This is a genomic window from Pseudomonas sp. GW821-FHT02B10 (assembly GCF_059421865.1).
The window spans coordinates 415,352-430,953 of the sequence record NZ_JBWKVU010000004.1; the positions used below are offsets into that span (position 1 = coordinate 415,352).

Sequence of the window (15,602 nt, forward strand, 5' to 3'; positions counted from 1 at the left end):
AATGAGCAAGGTGGTGGTGGTCTATCACAGTGGCTATGGCCATACCCGGGTCATGGCCGAAGCCGTGGCCCAGGGGGTGGAGAGTCACCTGGGCAGCGCCTGCCGGCTGATTCCGGTGGAGGAGGTGCACGACCAGTGGGAGCGCCTGCACCAGGCCGATGCCATCATCTTTGGCGCGCCGACCTACATGGGCAGCGCCTCGGCGCCCTTCAAGGGGTTCATGGAGGCCAGCGCAGCGTTCTACCTGGCCCAGCCCTGGCGCGACAAGCTCGCCGCCGGCTTCACCAATTCCGGTTGCCTGTGTGGCGACAAGCTCAACACCTTATTGCAGATGGCGGTCTTCGCGGCCCAGCACTCGATGATCTGGGTCGGCCTCGACCTGCTGCCGGCGCGCTCCAGCCGCGGGGTGTTCGATGGCCAGTTGAATCGCCTCGGCAGTTCCCTGGGCGCCATGGCCCAGTCGAATGTCGAACAGTCCCCCGAACACGCGCCACCCCTGGAAGACCGCCGCACCGCCGCGCACCTGGGCGAGCGGGTGGCGCGCCTGGCCGAGCGTATGGCCCATCCATCGATTTGAGTCACCCCACCCCCTGAAGGAGCAAAAACGCCATGAGTACATTCACCACCCGCGACGGTACCGAGATCTATTACAAGGACTGGGGCAGCGGCCAACCCGTCGTCTTCAGCCATGGCTGGCCGCTGAATGCCGACAGCTGGGAGTCGCAGATGATTTTCCTGGCATCCAGGGGCTACCGGGTCATCGCCCATGACCGCCGCGGGCATGGCCGTTCCAGCCAGCCCTGGTCCGGCAACGAGATGGACACCTACGCCGACGACCTGGCGCAGTTGCTCGAACGCCTGGACCTGCGGAACGCGGTGCTGTTCGGCTTCTCCACCGGCGGTGGCGAAGTGGCGCGCTACATCGGTCGCCACGGCACGGCACGGGTCGCCAAGGCCGGGCTGATTTCCGCGGTGCCGCCGCTGATGCTCAGGACCGCGGCCAACCCCGGCGGCCTGCCGATCGAGGTCTTCGACGGCCTGCGCGAAGCGTCCCTGGCCGACCGTTCGCAGCTGTACAAGGACGTCGCCAGCGGGCCGTTCTTCGGCTTCAACCAGCCTGGCGCCAAGCCGTCCCAGGGCATGATCGACTGGTTCTGGATGCAGGGCATGACGGCGGGCCACAAGAACGCCTATGACTGCATCAAGGCCTTCTCCGAAACCGACTTCACCGAAGACCTGAAGAAGTTCGACGTGCCGACCCTGGTGGTGCACGGCGACGCCGACCAGATCGTGCCGATCGAAGCCGCCGGCATCGCCTCGGCCAGGCTGGTCAAGGACGCGAAGCTGCTGGTCTACCCAGGCGCGCCCCATGGCCTGACCGACACCCACAAGGATCAGCTCAACGCCGACCTGCTGGCGTTCATCGAGGCCTGAGTGGTTCGGCGACCTGCGCCTGATCCATGAAAAAACGCCGGGAGGTTTTGCCCCCCGGCGTTTTTTTATCTCACGATAGTTCCAGTACCGAAGTTTGCTGGACTACGCCGCAGTCTGCTACAGCAGGTTTATCAATTGCTTGGGCGAGTTCAACCTATGCCGGTGCTTTGCGAAACCTGACCTGACTGCCGACCGCCTGACGCCTATCCGGCCCTTGGAATCCTCGCAAAATCCCCATCGACTTTAAGTAAAGTCCCGCAGACGTTGGGGGTGCGGCATTGCTAATGTCCTGCCAGCCATTTGCTCCGGGTCATTGAAAGGCCCGCTGTCTCGCTTAAGGAAAAGCTAAATGTTTGCGCCCGCCAACACCGCGCACTTCACGCTATCGATCCCAGCCGTGCGCAATGACTTCAAGGTACTGGCTTTCGACGGCACCGAAGCCCTCAGCACCCTCTATGGGATCCGCGTCGAGCTGGTCAGCGAGAACCCTGACTTCGACCTGGAGAGCCTGCTCAATCAGCCGGCCTTCCTTCGGTTCGGGCTGAACGGCGAAGGCCTTCATGGGCATATCGAAGACCTGTACGTGGGCGAGGCAGGCAAGCGCCTGACGCGCTATCACCTGACCCTGGTGCCGGTGCTGCACTACCTGCAATTCAGCTGCAACCAGCGGATCTTCCAGCACCTGACAGTGCCGCAAATCATCGCCCAGGTGCTGGGTGGCCATGGTATCCAGGCCGACGTCTACAGCTTCAATGTCAGTACCAGTCCGGAGCGTGAATACTGTACCCAGTACGGGGAAAGCGATTTCGATTTTCTCCAGAGGTTGTGCGCCGAGGACGGCATTGCCTGGCACCACCAGCACTCGGCGGAGGGCCATCGGCTAGTGTTCACCGATGACCAGACCTGTTTCCCCCTGTTGGGGGACACACCCTATCAGCAGGACACCGGCACGGTAGCGGACCATCCGGTGGTCAGCCGGTTCTCCCAGCGCTTCAGCACTCGTACCAGCACCGTGACGCGTCGCGATTACGATCTGAAACGTCCGAGTCTGTTGCTCGAAAGCCAATTCACCGCGGACTTCCAGCCGGTGCTTGAGGACTACAGTTACCCCGCACCGATCACCACGCTGGAGCGCGGCAGAGTGTTGGCCAGGCAGGCCCTGGAGCGGCACCGTGTCGATTACCAGTTGGCCGAAGGCCAAAGCGATCAGCCGACGCTGCGCAGTGGGCACTTCTTCAACCTCACCGGACACCCGCGCAACAGTTGCAACGACTTGTGGTTGTTGCTGAGCGTCACGCATTGCGGCCGACAACCGCAGTCACTCGAAGAGTCCGTCACCAGCGACACCCAGCCCGAAGACGGCTTCACCCAGGGCTATCGCAACAGCTTCACTGCGATTCCGTGGGACGTGTTTTTCCGTCCGCCGCTGCTGACGCGCCGGCCCTTGCTGGGCTGTCAAACCGCCCGGGTCACCGGCCCGACCGGCGAGGAAATCTTCTGCGATGAGTTTGGCAGGGTGAAGGTCGAACTCCATTGGGACCGACGGGAGCTGGGCAGCGACAAAAGCAGCTGCTGGTTGCGGGTTTCTTCCAGTTGGGCGGGGGAGAACTTTGGTGCAGTGACCATCCCGCGAATCGGCATGGAAGTGGTGGTGACTTTCCTCGAAGGCAACCCGGACAATCCTTTAATTACGGGCGTTGTGCCGAACAAGACCACACCCGTGCCTTACGCGTTACCGGCGAACAAAAGCAAGACCGTGTTACGCAGTCGCAGCACGCCAGACAGTGGCGGCTACAACGAACTGTCGATCGAGGACCGTGCCGGGCAGGAGAAAATCTACCTGCGCGCACAGCGCGACATCGAGCAACTGATCCTCAACGACAGCGACACCCAAATCGGCAACGACCGGCGCGAACAGATCACCCGGGACAGCCATAGCCTGATTGGTAACGACCGCTTTGATCAGGTGGACAGCAACAGCTCCAGCCTGGTCAAGGGTGACGAACTGCACACTACCCAAGGCGTACGGAACACCCAGATCGGCGGCAATGAACTGCTCTCCATCTCGGGCAATGGCAGCATCACCGTAGGCGGAACCTGGGTCGTGCAAGCGGGGCCCCAGGCCCGCGTCACCGCCACCCATGTGGTGGTTGATGCGAGTACAAGCCTGACGCTTAAAGCAGGCGGCCAGCACATCGTCATTACCCCTGGGGGGATCTTCAGCAGCGTGCCGATCGTTCAGGGCGGAGCCCCGGTGGCAGGGATTGCGCCGCAACAGACCCTACAGGCACTGGCCGAGGAGCCGCAGACCAGCGTTGCCAATTCGTTGGCGCTCGTTGCCGCCGCCAGGCAACGCGCTGCGGACTTCTGCCCACTCTGCGAAGCCTGCCGCGACGGACAGTGCGCTATTGGAGAGGTTGCATGAGTACGCCCGAACAATGGATGCGCGTCCAGGGTGAGCTCGGCCAGCGCCTCTACCTGATACTGGATTCCGTTGGTCAGCTGGATGAGCGCAATGCGCTGCTCAACGAGAGGGATGACGACCAGTACAGCAATCTGTACAGCGGTACGCCCGCCAGCGCGCTGGCAGCAATAGGCCCATACCTTTTTCAGCTCGATACGCTGGATCATCCAGCCATCCAGGCCTTGCTCAAAACGCCGGAGCGTTATTGGGGCTGGCTGGCCAGCAGCGCAAGCGGCGATCTGGATCAACTGGCCCGCCATTGGCGCGCCCGCCTGGTAACGGGGGAGCGGCCGAACCAGGCCCTCTATCGTTTTCATGACAATCGTGTCCTGGGGCGAGCCTTGGCACACCTGCGCCCCGAACAACGCAGCGAATTCCTCGGGCCGATAGCCAGCGTGTGTTACTGGCAGGATGGGCAATGGGCGGCCGCCTACAATCCCGCCCCGGGCGAATACCCGGTACCACCCGCCCCGGCGTGGCTCGCTGTCCCGCCGACCGCGGACACGGCGGCAGGAATACAAATCGATAACGTCCGGCGCTACCTGATGGTTGAGCAGATGGAGCGGCTGGCCGAACTTGCCAGGCAACAGGATGCGGACACCTGGCTACAGGCTCAGTTAGAGTTGGCCCGCGCGTGGGGCTGGCAGGCGCCTGAGCAAGTCCGGTTCCTGCTCGTTCAACGTTTGCAAGCACCGTGGGAAGCACTGCCTAAGTCCTGGTTACCTCAACTCGACGAACCCCCCCTGACGCATTTTCAGCGTGTGTATCAGCAAGTGCAGTTTTGGCAAGGAGATGCCGCCGTATGAACCGAACCCTTCAAAGCCTGATTCTTGTCAGCAGCCTGGCGCTGGTACAGGGCTGCGCCGCCCTGGGCAAGTCCAACAGCTTCACCCTCACGGCTGACTTGCCACCGGACTTCGCCTATGTCGCGTCGGTGTATTACGTGCCCGCCAAAGGGCAAACCTGCACCGTGCCGACGGCAGATAATCTGGCGCCGCAGTTCAACCGTGAGTGGCGCACAGAATACAAGCCGGATGCGCAAATCGAGATACGTCGAACTCGCAAGGGTTGTGAACTGGTGATCGATTACGTCGAGCTGGAAATCAACGCGACCTATGGGCCGGACTGGAGTGACTTTGGGCGTGAGTATGCTCAGGTTTCGGTGCGCACAGAACTGCCAGAAGCGGTTAAAGGTACGTTCAACGCCGCTGGGGAAAGTGAGTTTTCCGGTCAGTGCCAGTGGCTATTCCGCACGATTGGCCCCAACCGCTATATCACCAAGATTCTCGACTGCAAAAAGACCGATGCATCCGGCGAGCTATTGAAGAGCCGTCCCTTTGCGGCTTATACCCTCGACGAGTTGCCGGGTAAAACCGTGAAGATGAAGATCAAGCTGGCCGAAGAGGAAAGGCCAGCAATCGGTGATACCTGGGTCAAAGTGCCCGGAGGCTGGAAACGTTGCATGGGCGACAATTTCCAAGACCAATATGCATTCTGCTACGGCAACTACAAGGATTTCAGCACTTTCAGAATGCCGGATGGGCGCAACTGCTCCATCTACCCTGGCTGCACTGAAGACAAGGAGGTGACCCCATGAGCCTTGAGCCGATGGACGAGTGGGAGCGGCCTTTCTTCGATACGCGCATGCATGCTTGTCCGATGCAGACACATTCGACCAGCTTTCAGGAGGCTGTGAAACGAACCCTGCAAAGTCTGATGCTTGGCAGTTGTCTGGCACTGACGCAGGGCTGCGTCGCCACGTCCAACAGCTTCACCTTTACGGCCGACCTGCCACCGGACTTCGCCTATGTCGCGTCGGTGTATTACGTGCCCGCCAAAGGGCAAACCTGCACCGTGCCGACGGCAGATAATCTGGCGCCGCAGTTCAACCGTGAGTGGCGCACCGAATACAAGCCGGATGCGCAAATCGAGATACGTCGGACTCGCAAGGGTTGCGAATTGGTGATCGATTACGTCGAGCTGGAAATCAACGCGACCTATGGGCCGGACCGGAGTGACTTTGGGCGTGAGTATGCCCAGGTTTCGGCGCGCACAGAACTGCCAGAAGCGGTTAAAGGTACGTTCAACGCCGCTGGGGAAAGTGAGTTTTCCGGTCAGTGCCAGTGGCTATTCCGCACGATTGGCCCCAATCGCTATATCACCAAGATTCTCGACTGCAAAAAAACGGATGCATCCGGCGAGCGATTGAAGAGCCGCCCCTTTGCGGCCTATACCCTCGACGAACTGCCGGGTAAAACCGTGAAGATGAAGATCAAGCTGGCCGACGAGGAGAGGCCGTACATGAAGGACACCTGGGTCAAGGTACCCGGTGGCTGGAAACGCTGCATGGGCGAAAGTTTCGAAGATCAAGATGCGTTTTGCTTTGGCAACTACAAGGATTTCAGTACCTTCAGAATGCCCGGCGGCCGCATCTGCACCATCTATCCGGGCTGCACCGAAGACAAGGAGGTGACCCCATGAGCCTTGAGCCGATGGAAGAATGGGAGCAGCCTTTCTTCGATACGCGTATGCATGCTTGTCCGATGCAGACACACTCAACCAGTTTTCAGTTGGTGGATGAAACGGGCGACGGTACACCCTATGCCGGTTTGGCGTATGAGGCCACCGACTATGAAGGCGCCATCTACTTGGGGATCCTGGACGAAACAGGATCAGGAAAGGTCAATCGACACTATTGTGGGCCAGTGGTGCTCAAGGTTGATCAAGCCTATCAGGGAAGTGATAAGACATATGTACGTAAAGTCGGAAGAGAACACTACCCGCTACCTATCACTGAGTTGCAAGTGCGCGCCGAGAAGACCCGCTTTCTGAATTCAAGCGGCGCTCGTACTCAGTCCAACCCCGCGCAAGCCCAAGCCGGTTTCTTCTGCCAGGTCGAGGTGAGCGAATTGGTGGCGCATCGTGCCCACCTACCGCCGCTGGCACCGCGCAATTTTCCGCCCCAGCACCATGTGCACTCGCTGATGCGCCGGCCCTCAGAAGCGGCCGCCATGGCGGAATTGGGATTTGGCCCCACGCCTCCTAAGGTGCAGGGCATTGCGCTATTACCGAACAAACACCATGTGCTGGAGGTGCGTCCGCTGCGGGCACTGAGTCCGGTCCTGTCCACGGGCGAAGAATTCTGCTCACTCAACCTGTACCAGTTGGCACTGATGGCAACCCTGAGCTACAGCCCGTTTGGTCAGGTCCCTGCTACACAGCCGGTGGTGAGCGATAGCGTGAGCTTCCCGACGCAACCCAGCGTCGGGAACTGGTTTGGCGATGCCTTGGCCAAGTCTGATGAGCTTTGGCAAGTGGACGCGCAACAGGCGGGCGGGAAGACCTATTACCCCTTGTATGCCGATGTAGCGTATTCCAAACGTCTAGAGATCGTACCCTTCGACCCAGAGTTGTACCCGGATGTGAACAGCCCCGACCTGGGGGTGAGACAGGAGCATCCCGACAGGCTTCACTACTTTGACGATGCGAAAAAAGACAATCGCACCGATTCTCAGGCGTTCATCACCCATAACGATGAACTGATTTTACTAGCGGTACGGGGTACAGCCGGCGGCGCTGATGTGCTGCGCGATTTGGATGCTGCACAAGTGCCCTTCGAGAAGACCAACGGCAAGGTGCACAACGGCTTTTATGGCTCTGCCAAAGTGGTCCATGAATTCGTCACCACTTACTTGGACAAATTCTACAGTGGGCAAAAGCTGGTGATCACCGGCCACAGCCTGGGCGGTGCGGTGGCCCTGTTGGTCGCTGAAATGCTGCGGAGCAACCAAAAATATGCTGCAAATATTGTGCTCTACACCTACGGCAGCCCACGCGTAGGCGACAAGACCTTCGTGGAAAACGCCAAGGCTTTGGTGCACCACCGCATAGTCAACCAGAACGACCCGGTGCCCAGTGTCCCGGCGATCTGGATGAACACGTCCTGGCGTATGTCCGGGGCGGGCCTCCTGTTTATGCTCGCCAATCCCGCCATCGGAGGGGTGGTCTTGTTCCTCAGTCCCGTCAACATCACCGGTGAACCCTACACACACCACGGCACTCTGCGGCATTTCATGCCAGTGTCGTTTGCCGATGGCCACAAGTCCGCAATCCTTTGGACGCCCGGGTGTAAAACGATTACCGAGCGGGGTGGTGCGGCGGTCTGCGCCAAGGCGCTGGATGCCAAGAATGGTTTGCCAAAGCGAGGGGGGCTGCTGCAACAAATGGTGGATAACGCCCACCACAAGATGGTCGTCAGCTACATCCCGCATTGCTGGGCCTCCTTGCGCCGTGCGCAAGAGGCTCTGCAGGAGGGGCGCACCCTGGTGACTTCGACTGAGTATGATCGGGTCCATGAAGCGCTACAGGACTTCGAGACACAGTTGAGAGAAAAGGAGGTGGCGGCACGCGGTTCTGTCAGGGAACACAAGATCGTAGGTCCGCTGCGCGCTGAAATCGGCAGGTTGCAAGAGACCGCCGCGCGACTGAAAGACCTGAGCGAAGAACGTGTCACCAAGGCGAAGGTATACGGACGGGTTGCAGATCAGCCCGAGGTATTGGCGATGAGTCTGGACCGCTGGCTAGCGCACCCCTTCAATCGCACGCAGGAACAACTCGCGATGGCGCCGCCAGATGCCGACAGCAACGATCGTGCGATTGCTGCTTTGGTCGGCGGCCACGTCCCGGGCACCACCTTCAATCTGGACATCGATGCAATAGGGTAGAACGGAGCAACAAGGGGGCTTCCCAATTGCCCCCTGCCGGTCTCGCGCTCAATGAACCGCAACAGCCTTGGCTATCTCCGTGCGGCTTGCCAGATTCAAGCCCGTGATACGACAAGATTCGAACCGCGGCCTTATGCGCTCGCCTGGTCGAGGCAGGGGCGGGCGCCCAGGACCCGGCACCGCCAGGCAAACGGATTGATGCCTTCGCTGTGGGTGAAGATGTGGCAGAAGTGCGCCTGGTCGCAGAAGCCGCATTCCAGGCTGATCTGCGTCAGGGTCAGGTCGGTGTTGCGGATCAGTTGCTTGGCCCGGGCGATGCGCTGGCAGCGAATCCATTCCTGTGGGGACAGGCCGGTGCTGCACTTGAAGGCGCGGGAGAAATGGCTGCGGGACAGGGCGCAGGCGCGGGCGAGTTCGGTGACTTCCAGGGTGTCGCTCAGGCCGTCGAGGATCATTTGCTTGACCAGGCTTTCGCGCCAGGGAGAAAGGCCGCCGGGGGTGGTTTTTCGGGGTTGCGGGACGGACGCCCTGACGGCGTTGTGCTGAGCGTGGGCCATGACGAAATTCCGTGTCGGTGGGCATGCGCCGGCGCACCGCGGGGTGGGTCGGGCGCTTCCCGATTTAGAAAACAGGTCTGCGCAGAGGGCTTCATTCTTGGTGGCGGGGCGGTGGGCTTGCGAGTTAAACGTTGTTAATTCCGCTTAGCCGCAGGTTGCGTATTCGCGGCAACTGAGCACATGCCTGCAATTTTCGCGGTGCGCTGGCGGTGCATGATCGACCGGGTGCGGCTGGCTCGGGAGTGGCCGTTTTTCTGACTCGATCGAAAAGGTGAAGGCATGACGCATTCTCTGCTGTGCACGCTGCGCGGAGCAGCCCTGGCATTGGCCCTGACATCGCTTGGCGCCCAGGCGCAGGCACCGGTCCAGGGCACCCAGGTACCCGGTTACTACCGCCTGGCGGTGGGCGACTACGAAGTGACGGCGCTGTTCGATGGCTACAACGACCTGTCGCCGAAGCTGCTCCAGGGCATGACCCAGGGCCAGATCCGCGCCTTGCTGGCCCGTCGCTCGATCGAGACCCCGGGGGTACAGACCGCCTTCAACGCCTTTTTGGTCAATACCGGCAAGCAACTGATCCTGGTGGACACCGGCGCCGGCCAGTGCATCGGCGCCACTGCCGGCATGCTCACGGCGAACATGCAGGCCGCCGGTTATCGACCGGAGCAGGTCGACGCCATCCTGCTCACCCACCTGCACCTGGACCATGTGTGCGGGCTGGTGGATGGCCAGCAGCAACCGCTGTTCGCCAACGCCACGGTCTACGCCGCCCAGGCCGAAGCCGACTACTGGCTCGATCCGCAGGCGCTGGCCAAGGCGCCCGCCGGTGCCCGGGAGTTCTTCAAGATCGCCCAGGACTCCACCGCCCCGTACCGCGCCGCCGGACGCTTCAAGACCTTCGCCAGCGGCCAGTCGCCGGTGCCGGGCGTCGAGGCCCGGCTGGAGGCCGGGCACACCCCGGGTAGCAGTACCTACCGCTTTACCTCCCAGGGCCAGAGCATCCTGTTCATGGGCGACCTGGTGCATAACCTGGCGGTGCAGTTCGAGCATCCGGAAGTGTCGATCCGTTTCGACGTCGACGACCGGCAGGCGATCAAGAGCCGGGCCAAGGTCTTCAGCGAGGCGGCCAGCAGCAAGACCTGGGTGACCGCGGCGCACCTGCCGTTCCCGGGCGTGGGCCATATCGCCGCGGTGGGCGGGCATTTCCAGTGGGTGCCGGCCGAGTACGGGCCTTACCAGCGGGCGGCCAGGGTGCCGATGATCGAGTGACGTGCGCTGGCTGAACACACAAGGGGACCGTACCGATGAACCGTAACGATCTGCGCCGCATCGACATGAACCTGCTGGTGATTTTCGAAGCCCTGATGTTCGAAAAGAACCTGACCCGGGTCGCCGAAAAACTGTTCATGGGCCAACCCGCGGTGAGCGCCGCGCTGGGCCGCCTGCGCGACCTGTTCGACGATCCGCTGCTGTTGCGCAACGGCCGCGGCATGGAGCCGACGGCCCGGGCGCTGGTGATCCTCAAGGAGCTGCAACCGGCGATGGACGCGATCTCAGGCGCGGTCAGCCGGGCCAAGGAGTTCGACCCGGCGACCAGCTGCGACCTGTTTCGCATCGGCCTCTCGGACGATGCCGAGTTCGGTCTGTTTCCGCCGCTGTTGAGCCGGTTGCGCGAGGAGGCCCCGGGCATAGTCGTAGTGGTGCGCCGGGCCAACTACCTGTTGATGCCGGCCTTGCTGGCCTCGGGGGAGATCTCGGTGGGGGTCAGCTACACCACCGAGTTGCCGGCCAATGCCAAGCGCAAGAAGCTGCGGGACATCGGTTGCAAGGTGCTGCGCGGCGACAACCGACCCGAACCCTTGACCCTCGATGAATACTGCCGGCGGCCCCACGCCATGGTGTCGTTCTCCGGCGACCTGAGCGGCAATATCGACCTCGACCTGGCCAAGGTCGGGCGCACCCGCCGCGTGGTCCTGGGCGTGCCGCAGTTCAGCGGTCTGCGGGCCTTGCTCGCCGGCACTGAGATGATCGCCACCGTGCCCGACTACGCGGCCTGTGCCCTGGTCGAAGGCTGCGCCTTGCGCGCCGAGGACCCGCCGTTCGCCATCGAGGCGGCGCAGCTGTCCATGGCCTGGAGCGGGGTGCATGACAACGATCCGGCCGAGCGCTGGTTGCGCTCGCGAATCGCCCAGTTCATGTCCGAGCCCTTGAAGATCCACGCGGCCTAGGTGCGGGCGGTCGATCCGGACTCTGCGGCAAGAGAGCACATACATTCAATTTTTCCCGCCCGCGCAGCGGCACCATGCAATCTCGGCGTCGACGCCGGGGACTTTTCAAATTGTGCGGGTGCGCCAATGAACGCTTCACCATGGGATGAACGGGCCCGGGACCTCGGGCTGCTGTTTTTGCGGGTCAGCGCCGGGCTGTTTCTGCTGTGGGTGCACGGCCTGCCGAAACTGCTCGACTACAGCGCGGAACTGCAACGCATCGAAGACCCGTTCCGGCTGGGGGCCAACCTGACGCTGATGCTGGCGATTTTCGCCGAGGTGCTGTGCCCGTTGCTGATTGTCGCCGGGGTGGCGGTGCGCCTGGCGTGCCTGCCGATCCTCGCGGTGCTGCTGGTGGCACTGCTGGTGGTGCACCCGCAATGGAGCCTGGCCGAAGGCCAGTTCGCCTGGCTGCTGTTGATCCTGTTCAGCAGCATTCTTATCGCCGGCCCGGGACGGCTGGCCCTCAATGATCGTTTCGCCGGAGCCTTGCGTTATGTCTGATTCCAATCGCCTCGAAGCCACTGCGCGGCCGGACTCCGATGAGGTCGTGACGCTGATCGTCAAGCACCGGGTCAAGGCTGGCCTGGAAGCGCCCTATGAAGCCTGGTTGCGGCGCATTGTCGGGGTTGCCGGGCAGTACGAGGGGCACCTGGGCGTGGACGTGATTCGCGGCAAGAGCGGCGGCCTCGACCTGTTCACCTGCGTGCTGCGCTTTTGCTCCACCGAGGCGATGCAGCGCTGGCTCGACTCGCCGCAACGCCGGACGCTGGTGGACGAGGCTGCGCCGATGCTGGCCGACGGCGACCAGACCGAAGTCCACCCGGTCCATGAATTCTGGTTTTCCATCCAGACCGACACCGCTTCGCCACCGCCACGGTGGAAACAGGCGCTGTTGACTATGCTGGTAATTCTGCCGCACACCCTGCTGGTGCCGCTGATCTGGGGGCCTGTGCTGCAACTGAATGCCTGGCTTGGCAATTACGTGGTCGCCACTTTCCTGATCACCCTGACCATCGTGCTGTCGGTGGTCTATCTGTTCATGCCCCTGGCGACCCGGCTGTTCGCCCCCTGGTTGCAAGCCTCTGCCACCGATCGACACCTGGAGCCCGGCCATGGCCAATAACGATGACCCGACCGATCCGCTGCGCCGCCGCTTGCTCGCAGCCGGGTCCTTGCTCAGCGCCGCGGCGGCTTTCTGGCCGCGCCTGTCCCTTGCCTCTTCCCATTCAGAAGGACATCCGATGAACGCCGATCTGATTCTGTTCAATGGTCAATTCCACACCGTCGACCGCGAGAAGCCCCGCGCCAGCGCGGTTGCCATCAGCCAGGGGCGCTTCGTCGCCGTGGGCACCGATGCCGAGGCCATGGCCCTGCGCGGCAGCGCCACCCAGGTCATCGACCTCAAGGGCCGCACGGTAATCCCCGGCCTCAACGACTCGCACCTGCACCTGATCCGCGGCGGCCTGAACTACAACCTGGAGCTGCGTTGGGAAGGCGTGCCGTCGCTGGCCGACGCCCTGCGCATGCTCAAGGACCAGGCCGACCGCACGCCAACCCCGCAGTGGGTGCGGGTGGTGGGCGGCTGGAACGAATTCCAGTTCGCCGAAAAACGCATGCCGACCCTGGAAGAACTCAACCAGGCGGCGCCGGACACCCCGGTGTTCGTCCTGCACCTGTACGACCGTGCCTTGCTCAACCGCGCGGCCCTGCGGGTCGCCGGCTACACCCGCAACACGCCGAATCCGCCGGGCGGCGAGATCGTCCGCGACAGCAACGGCGAGCCCACCGGCATGCTGGTGGCCCGGCCGAACGCGATGATCCTTTATTCGACCCTGGCCAAGGGGCCGAAGCTGCCGCTGGAATACCAGGTCAACTCGACCCGTCAGTTCATGCGCGAACTCAATCGCCTGGGCCTGACCAGCGCCATCGATGCCGGCGGCGGTTTCCAGAACTACCCGGACGACTACGCGGTGATCGAGCAACTGGCCCGGGAGCAGCAGTTGACGGTGCGCATTGCCTACAACCTGTTCACCCAGAAGCCCAAGGAAGAACTCACCGACTTCAAGAACTGGACCGGCAGCGTCAAGCTGCACCAGGGCGACGACTTCCTGCGCCACAACGGCGCCGGGGAAATGCTGGTGTTCTCCGCCGCCGACTTCGAGGACTTCCTCGAACCGCGTCCGGACCTGCCGCAGACCATGGAGCAGGAACTGGAGCCGGTGGTGCGCCATCTGGTGGAACAGCGCTGGCCGTTCCGCCTGCACGCCACCTACGACGAATCGATCTCGCGCATGCTCGACGTGTTCGAGAAGGTCAACCGCGACATTCCATTCAATGGCCTGCCGTGGTTCTTCGACCACGCCGAAACCATCACGCCGAAAAACATCGAGCGGGTGAGGGCCCTCGGTGGCGGCATCGCGATCCAGGACCGCATGGCGTTCCAGGGCGAATACTTCGTCGATCGCTACGGCGCCAAGGCCGCCGAACAGACCCCGCCGATCAAACGCATGCTGGCCGAAGGCGTGCCGGTGGGCGCCGGCACCGACGCCACCCGGGTCTCCAGCTACAACCCCTGGACGTCCCTGTACTGGATGGTCAGCGGCAAGACCGTGGGCGGCATGGAGCTGCATGCCGAAGGTCTGCCGCGGCAGACCGCGCTGGAACTGTTCACCCATGGCAGCGCCTGGTTCTCCTCGGAGCAGGGCAAGAAGGGCCAGATCAAGGTCGGCCAGCTGGCGGACCTGGCGGCGCTGTCCGCGGACTTCTTCAGCGTCGAGGAAGAAGCCATCAAGTGGATCGAGTCGGTGCTGACTGTGGTCGACGGCAAGGTGGTGTACGCCGCCGACGACTTCTCCAAGCTCTCGCCGCCGATGGTGCCGGTGCTGCCGGACTGGTCGCCGGTGGTCAAGGTGCCGGGGCATTGGCGCCCGACCTCGCCGCTGGTGGCCCAGGTGCACCAGTGCAGCGGCCCGTGCGCGGTGCATGCCCATAGCCACGAGCGGGCGCGCCTGTCGAATGTGCCGGTCAGTGACTTCCAGGGTTTCTGGGGCGCCTTCGGCTGCTCGTGCTTTGCCTTCTGACGATCAACAACAGTGCCGGCCACAGTGGCCGGCGCCCATAGCGACATCCATCCACCTAGGAGTTTCACATGAGCAACGTACCCTACAAACGTCTGGACATTAATGACGCCGTTGTCTTGTTGGTCGACCACCAGACCGGCCTGATCTCGCTGGTCCAGGATTTCTCGCCCAACGAGTTCAAGAACAACGTGCTGGCCCTGGCCGACTGCGCCAAGTTCTTCAAGCTGCCGACCATCCTCACCACCAGCTTCGAATCCGGCCCGAACGGCCCACTGGTGCCCGAGCTGAAACAGATGTTCCCGGATGCGCCCTACATCGCTCGCCCAGGCCAGATCAATGCCTGGGACAACGAAGACTTCGTCAAGGCGATCAAGGCCACCGGCCGCAAGCAACTGATCATCGCCGGCGTGGTGACCGACGTCTGCGTGGCGTTCCCGACCCTGTGCGCACTGGAAGAAGGTTTTGACGTGTTCGTCGTGACCGACGCTTCCGGCACCTTCAACGAGGTGGTGCAGCAGGCTGCCTGGGCCCGCATGGCCGCCGCCGGCGCGCAACTGGTCAACTGGTTCTCCGTGGCGTGCGAGCTGCAGCGCGACTGGCGCAACGACATGGAAGGCCTGGCCAACCTGCTGTCGCAGCGTATCCCGAACTATCGCAACCTGATGAACAGCTACTCGGCGTTCACTGCCAAATAAGCTTCGCGTCATTGCTGAGCTGAAAAAATGCCCGCCATTGTGCGGGCATTTTTTTGCCTCGCGGACAGCGCGATCCCTGTAGCCGCTGCCGCAGGCTGCGATCGGCGGCGTAGCCGGCGTAAAACCAGGCGATGTGGTTTTCCAGGCAGATCGCGGACTCAGGTTTTGCGGCAACTGCGTTGCCGTTCGCAGCCTCGCAAGCTCGGCAGCGGCTACACAGGCATCGCGGTCCCTGTAGCCGCTGCCGCAGGCTGCGATCGGCGGCGTAGCCGGCGTAAAACCAGGTGATGTGGTTTTCCAGCAGATCGCGGACTCAGGTTTTGCGGCAACTGCGTTGCCGTTCGCAGCCTCGCAAGCTCGGCAGCGGCTACACAGGCA

Annotated in this window: 14 protein-coding genes; 13 read left to right on the forward strand and 1 reads right to left on the reverse strand. The window is 62.4% G+C overall.

The window, feature by feature from the left end:
* Position 1 precedes the first annotated feature (1 nt).
* The 7 genes from AC07VU_RS12300 to AC07VU_RS12330 all read left to right on the forward strand — a co-directional run bounded on the left by AC07VU_RS12300 (position 2) and on the right by AC07VU_RS12330 (position 8,622).
* Positions 2 to 577 (forward strand): flavodoxin family protein, encoded by a 576-nt coding sequence (locus AC07VU_RS12300; protein ID WP_274303712.1) that lies wholly within the window; start codon positions 2 to 4, stop codon positions 575 to 577.
* A gap of 32 nt (positions 578 to 609) precedes the next feature.
* Entirely contained in the window at positions 610 to 1,434 is an 825-nt protein-coding gene (locus AC07VU_RS12305) for an alpha/beta fold hydrolase (protein ID WP_495029926.1), read from the forward strand.
* A gap of 349 nt (positions 1,435 to 1,783) precedes the next feature.
* Positions 1,784 to 3,859, forward strand: coding sequence for a type VI secretion system Vgr family protein (locus AC07VU_RS12310; RefSeq protein WP_495029927.1), 2,076 nt, complete (start codon positions 1,784 to 1,786; stop codon positions 3,857 to 3,859).
* The gene (locus tag AC07VU_RS12315) at positions 3,856 to 4,704 is read left to right on the forward strand and encodes a DUF4123 domain-containing protein (RefSeq protein ID WP_495029928.1); all 849 of its coding nucleotides are present in this window, start codon (positions 3,856 to 3,858) and stop codon (positions 4,702 to 4,704) included. The genes AC07VU_RS12310 and AC07VU_RS12315 overlap by 4 nt, the downstream gene beginning before the upstream one ends.
* Positions 4,701 to 5,495 (forward strand): hypothetical protein, encoded by a 795-nt coding sequence (locus AC07VU_RS12320; RefSeq protein WP_495029929.1) that lies wholly within the window; start codon positions 4,701 to 4,703, stop codon positions 5,493 to 5,495. Before AC07VU_RS12315 ends, AC07VU_RS12320 begins: the two co-directional genes overlap by 4 nt.
* A gap of 95 nt (positions 5,496 to 5,590) precedes the next feature.
* Positions 5,591 to 6,379, forward strand: a complete 789-nt coding sequence (locus AC07VU_RS12325; protein WP_457276766.1) for a hypothetical protein — start codon at positions 5,591 to 5,593, stop codon at positions 6,377 to 6,379.
* Entirely contained in the window at positions 6,376 to 8,622 is a 2,247-nt protein-coding gene (locus tag AC07VU_RS12330) for a lipase family protein (RefSeq protein WP_495029930.1), read from the forward strand. Before AC07VU_RS12325 ends, AC07VU_RS12330 begins: the two co-directional genes overlap by 4 nt.
* A gap of 131 nt (positions 8,623 to 8,753) precedes the next feature.
* Here AC07VU_RS12330 and AC07VU_RS12335 read toward each other — a convergent pair whose 3' ends face one another.
* Complete coding sequence (locus tag AC07VU_RS12335) at positions 8,754 to 9,179, reverse strand: helix-turn-helix domain-containing protein (RefSeq protein ID WP_009044359.1); 426 nt, start codon at positions 9,177 to 9,179, stop codon at positions 8,754 to 8,756.
* 279 nt (positions 9,180 to 9,458) lie between these two features.
* Here AC07VU_RS12335 and AC07VU_RS12340 point away from each other — a divergent pair, with 279 nt between their 5' ends.
* From AC07VU_RS12340 to ycaC, 6 genes are all read left to right on the forward strand, one after another.
* Positions 9,459 to 10,448, forward strand: coding sequence for an MBL fold metallo-hydrolase (locus AC07VU_RS12340; protein WP_495029931.1), 990 nt, complete (start codon positions 9,459 to 9,461; stop codon positions 10,446 to 10,448).
* 35 nt (positions 10,449 to 10,483) lie between these two features.
* A complete protein-coding gene (locus AC07VU_RS12345; RefSeq protein WP_092420976.1) occupies positions 10,484 to 11,407 on the forward strand; it encodes a LysR family transcriptional regulator in 924 nt (307 codons plus the stop codon).
* 126 nt (positions 11,408 to 11,533) lie between these two features.
* A complete protein-coding gene (locus AC07VU_RS12350) occupies positions 11,534 to 11,950 on the forward strand; it encodes a DoxX family protein (RefSeq protein ID WP_009044356.1) in 417 nt (138 codons plus the stop codon).
* On the forward strand, positions 11,943 to 12,572 hold the full coding sequence (locus tag AC07VU_RS12355; RefSeq protein WP_062822744.1) for an antibiotic biosynthesis monooxygenase: 630 nt from the start codon (positions 11,943 to 11,945) through the stop codon (positions 12,570 to 12,572). Before AC07VU_RS12350 ends, AC07VU_RS12355 begins: the two co-directional genes overlap by 8 nt.
* Before the next feature lie 118 nt (positions 12,573 to 12,690).
* Positions 12,691 to 14,529 (forward strand): amidohydrolase, encoded by a 1,839-nt coding sequence (locus AC07VU_RS12360; protein WP_277590019.1) that lies wholly within the window; start codon positions 12,691 to 12,693, stop codon positions 14,527 to 14,529.
* Between the two features lie 68 nt (positions 14,530 to 14,597).
* Positions 14,598 to 15,224: an isochorismate family cysteine hydrolase YcaC gene (ycaC, locus tag AC07VU_RS12365; RefSeq protein WP_007924341.1), complete on the forward strand. Its 627-nt coding sequence runs from the start codon at positions 14,598 to 14,600 to the stop codon at positions 15,222 to 15,224.
* Positions 15,225 to 15,602: the final 378 nt, after the last annotated feature.

Bases quoted from the DNA above. Each gene is read 5' to 3' on its own strand.
- AC07VU_RS12345 (WP_092420976.1), top strand. From the start codon at position 10,484: ATGAACCGTAACGATCTGCGCCGCATCGACATGAACCTGCTGGTGATT.
- AC07VU_RS12360 (WP_277590019.1), top strand. From the start codon at position 12,691: ATGAACGCCGATCTGATTCTGTTCAATGGTCAATTCCACACCGTCGAC.
- AC07VU_RS12300 (WP_274303712.1), top strand. From the start codon at position 2: ATGAGCAAGGTGGTGGTGGTCTATCACAGTGGCTATGGCCATACCCGG.
- AC07VU_RS12350 (WP_009044356.1), top strand. From the start codon at position 11,534: ATGAACGCTTCACCATGGGATGAACGGGCCCGGGACCTCGGGCTGCTG.
- AC07VU_RS12355 (WP_062822744.1), top strand. From the start codon at position 11,943: ATGTCTGATTCCAATCGCCTCGAAGCCACTGCGCGGCCGGACTCCGAT.
- AC07VU_RS12340 (WP_495029931.1), top strand. From the start codon at position 9,459: ATGACGCATTCTCTGCTGTGCACGCTGCGCGGAGCAGCCCTGGCATTG.
- AC07VU_RS12310 (WP_495029927.1), top strand. From the start codon at position 1,784: ATGTTTGCGCCCGCCAACACCGCGCACTTCACGCTATCGATCCCAGCC.
- AC07VU_RS12330 (WP_495029930.1), top strand. From the start codon at position 6,376: ATGAGCCTTGAGCCGATGGAAGAATGGGAGCAGCCTTTCTTCGATACG.
- AC07VU_RS12305 (WP_495029926.1), top strand. From the start codon at position 610: ATGAGTACATTCACCACCCGCGACGGTACCGAGATCTATTACAAGGAC.
- AC07VU_RS12335 (WP_009044359.1), bottom strand. From the start codon at position 9,179: ATGGCCCACGCTCAGCACAACGCCGTCAGGGCGTCCGTCCCGCAACCC.
- ycaC (WP_007924341.1), top strand. From the start codon at position 14,598: ATGAGCAACGTACCCTACAAACGTCTGGACATTAATGACGCCGTTGTC.
- AC07VU_RS12320 (WP_495029929.1), top strand. From the start codon at position 4,701: ATGAACCGAACCCTTCAAAGCCTGATTCTTGTCAGCAGCCTGGCGCTG.
- AC07VU_RS12315 (WP_495029928.1), top strand. From the start codon at position 3,856: ATGAGTACGCCCGAACAATGGATGCGCGTCCAGGGTGAGCTCGGCCAG.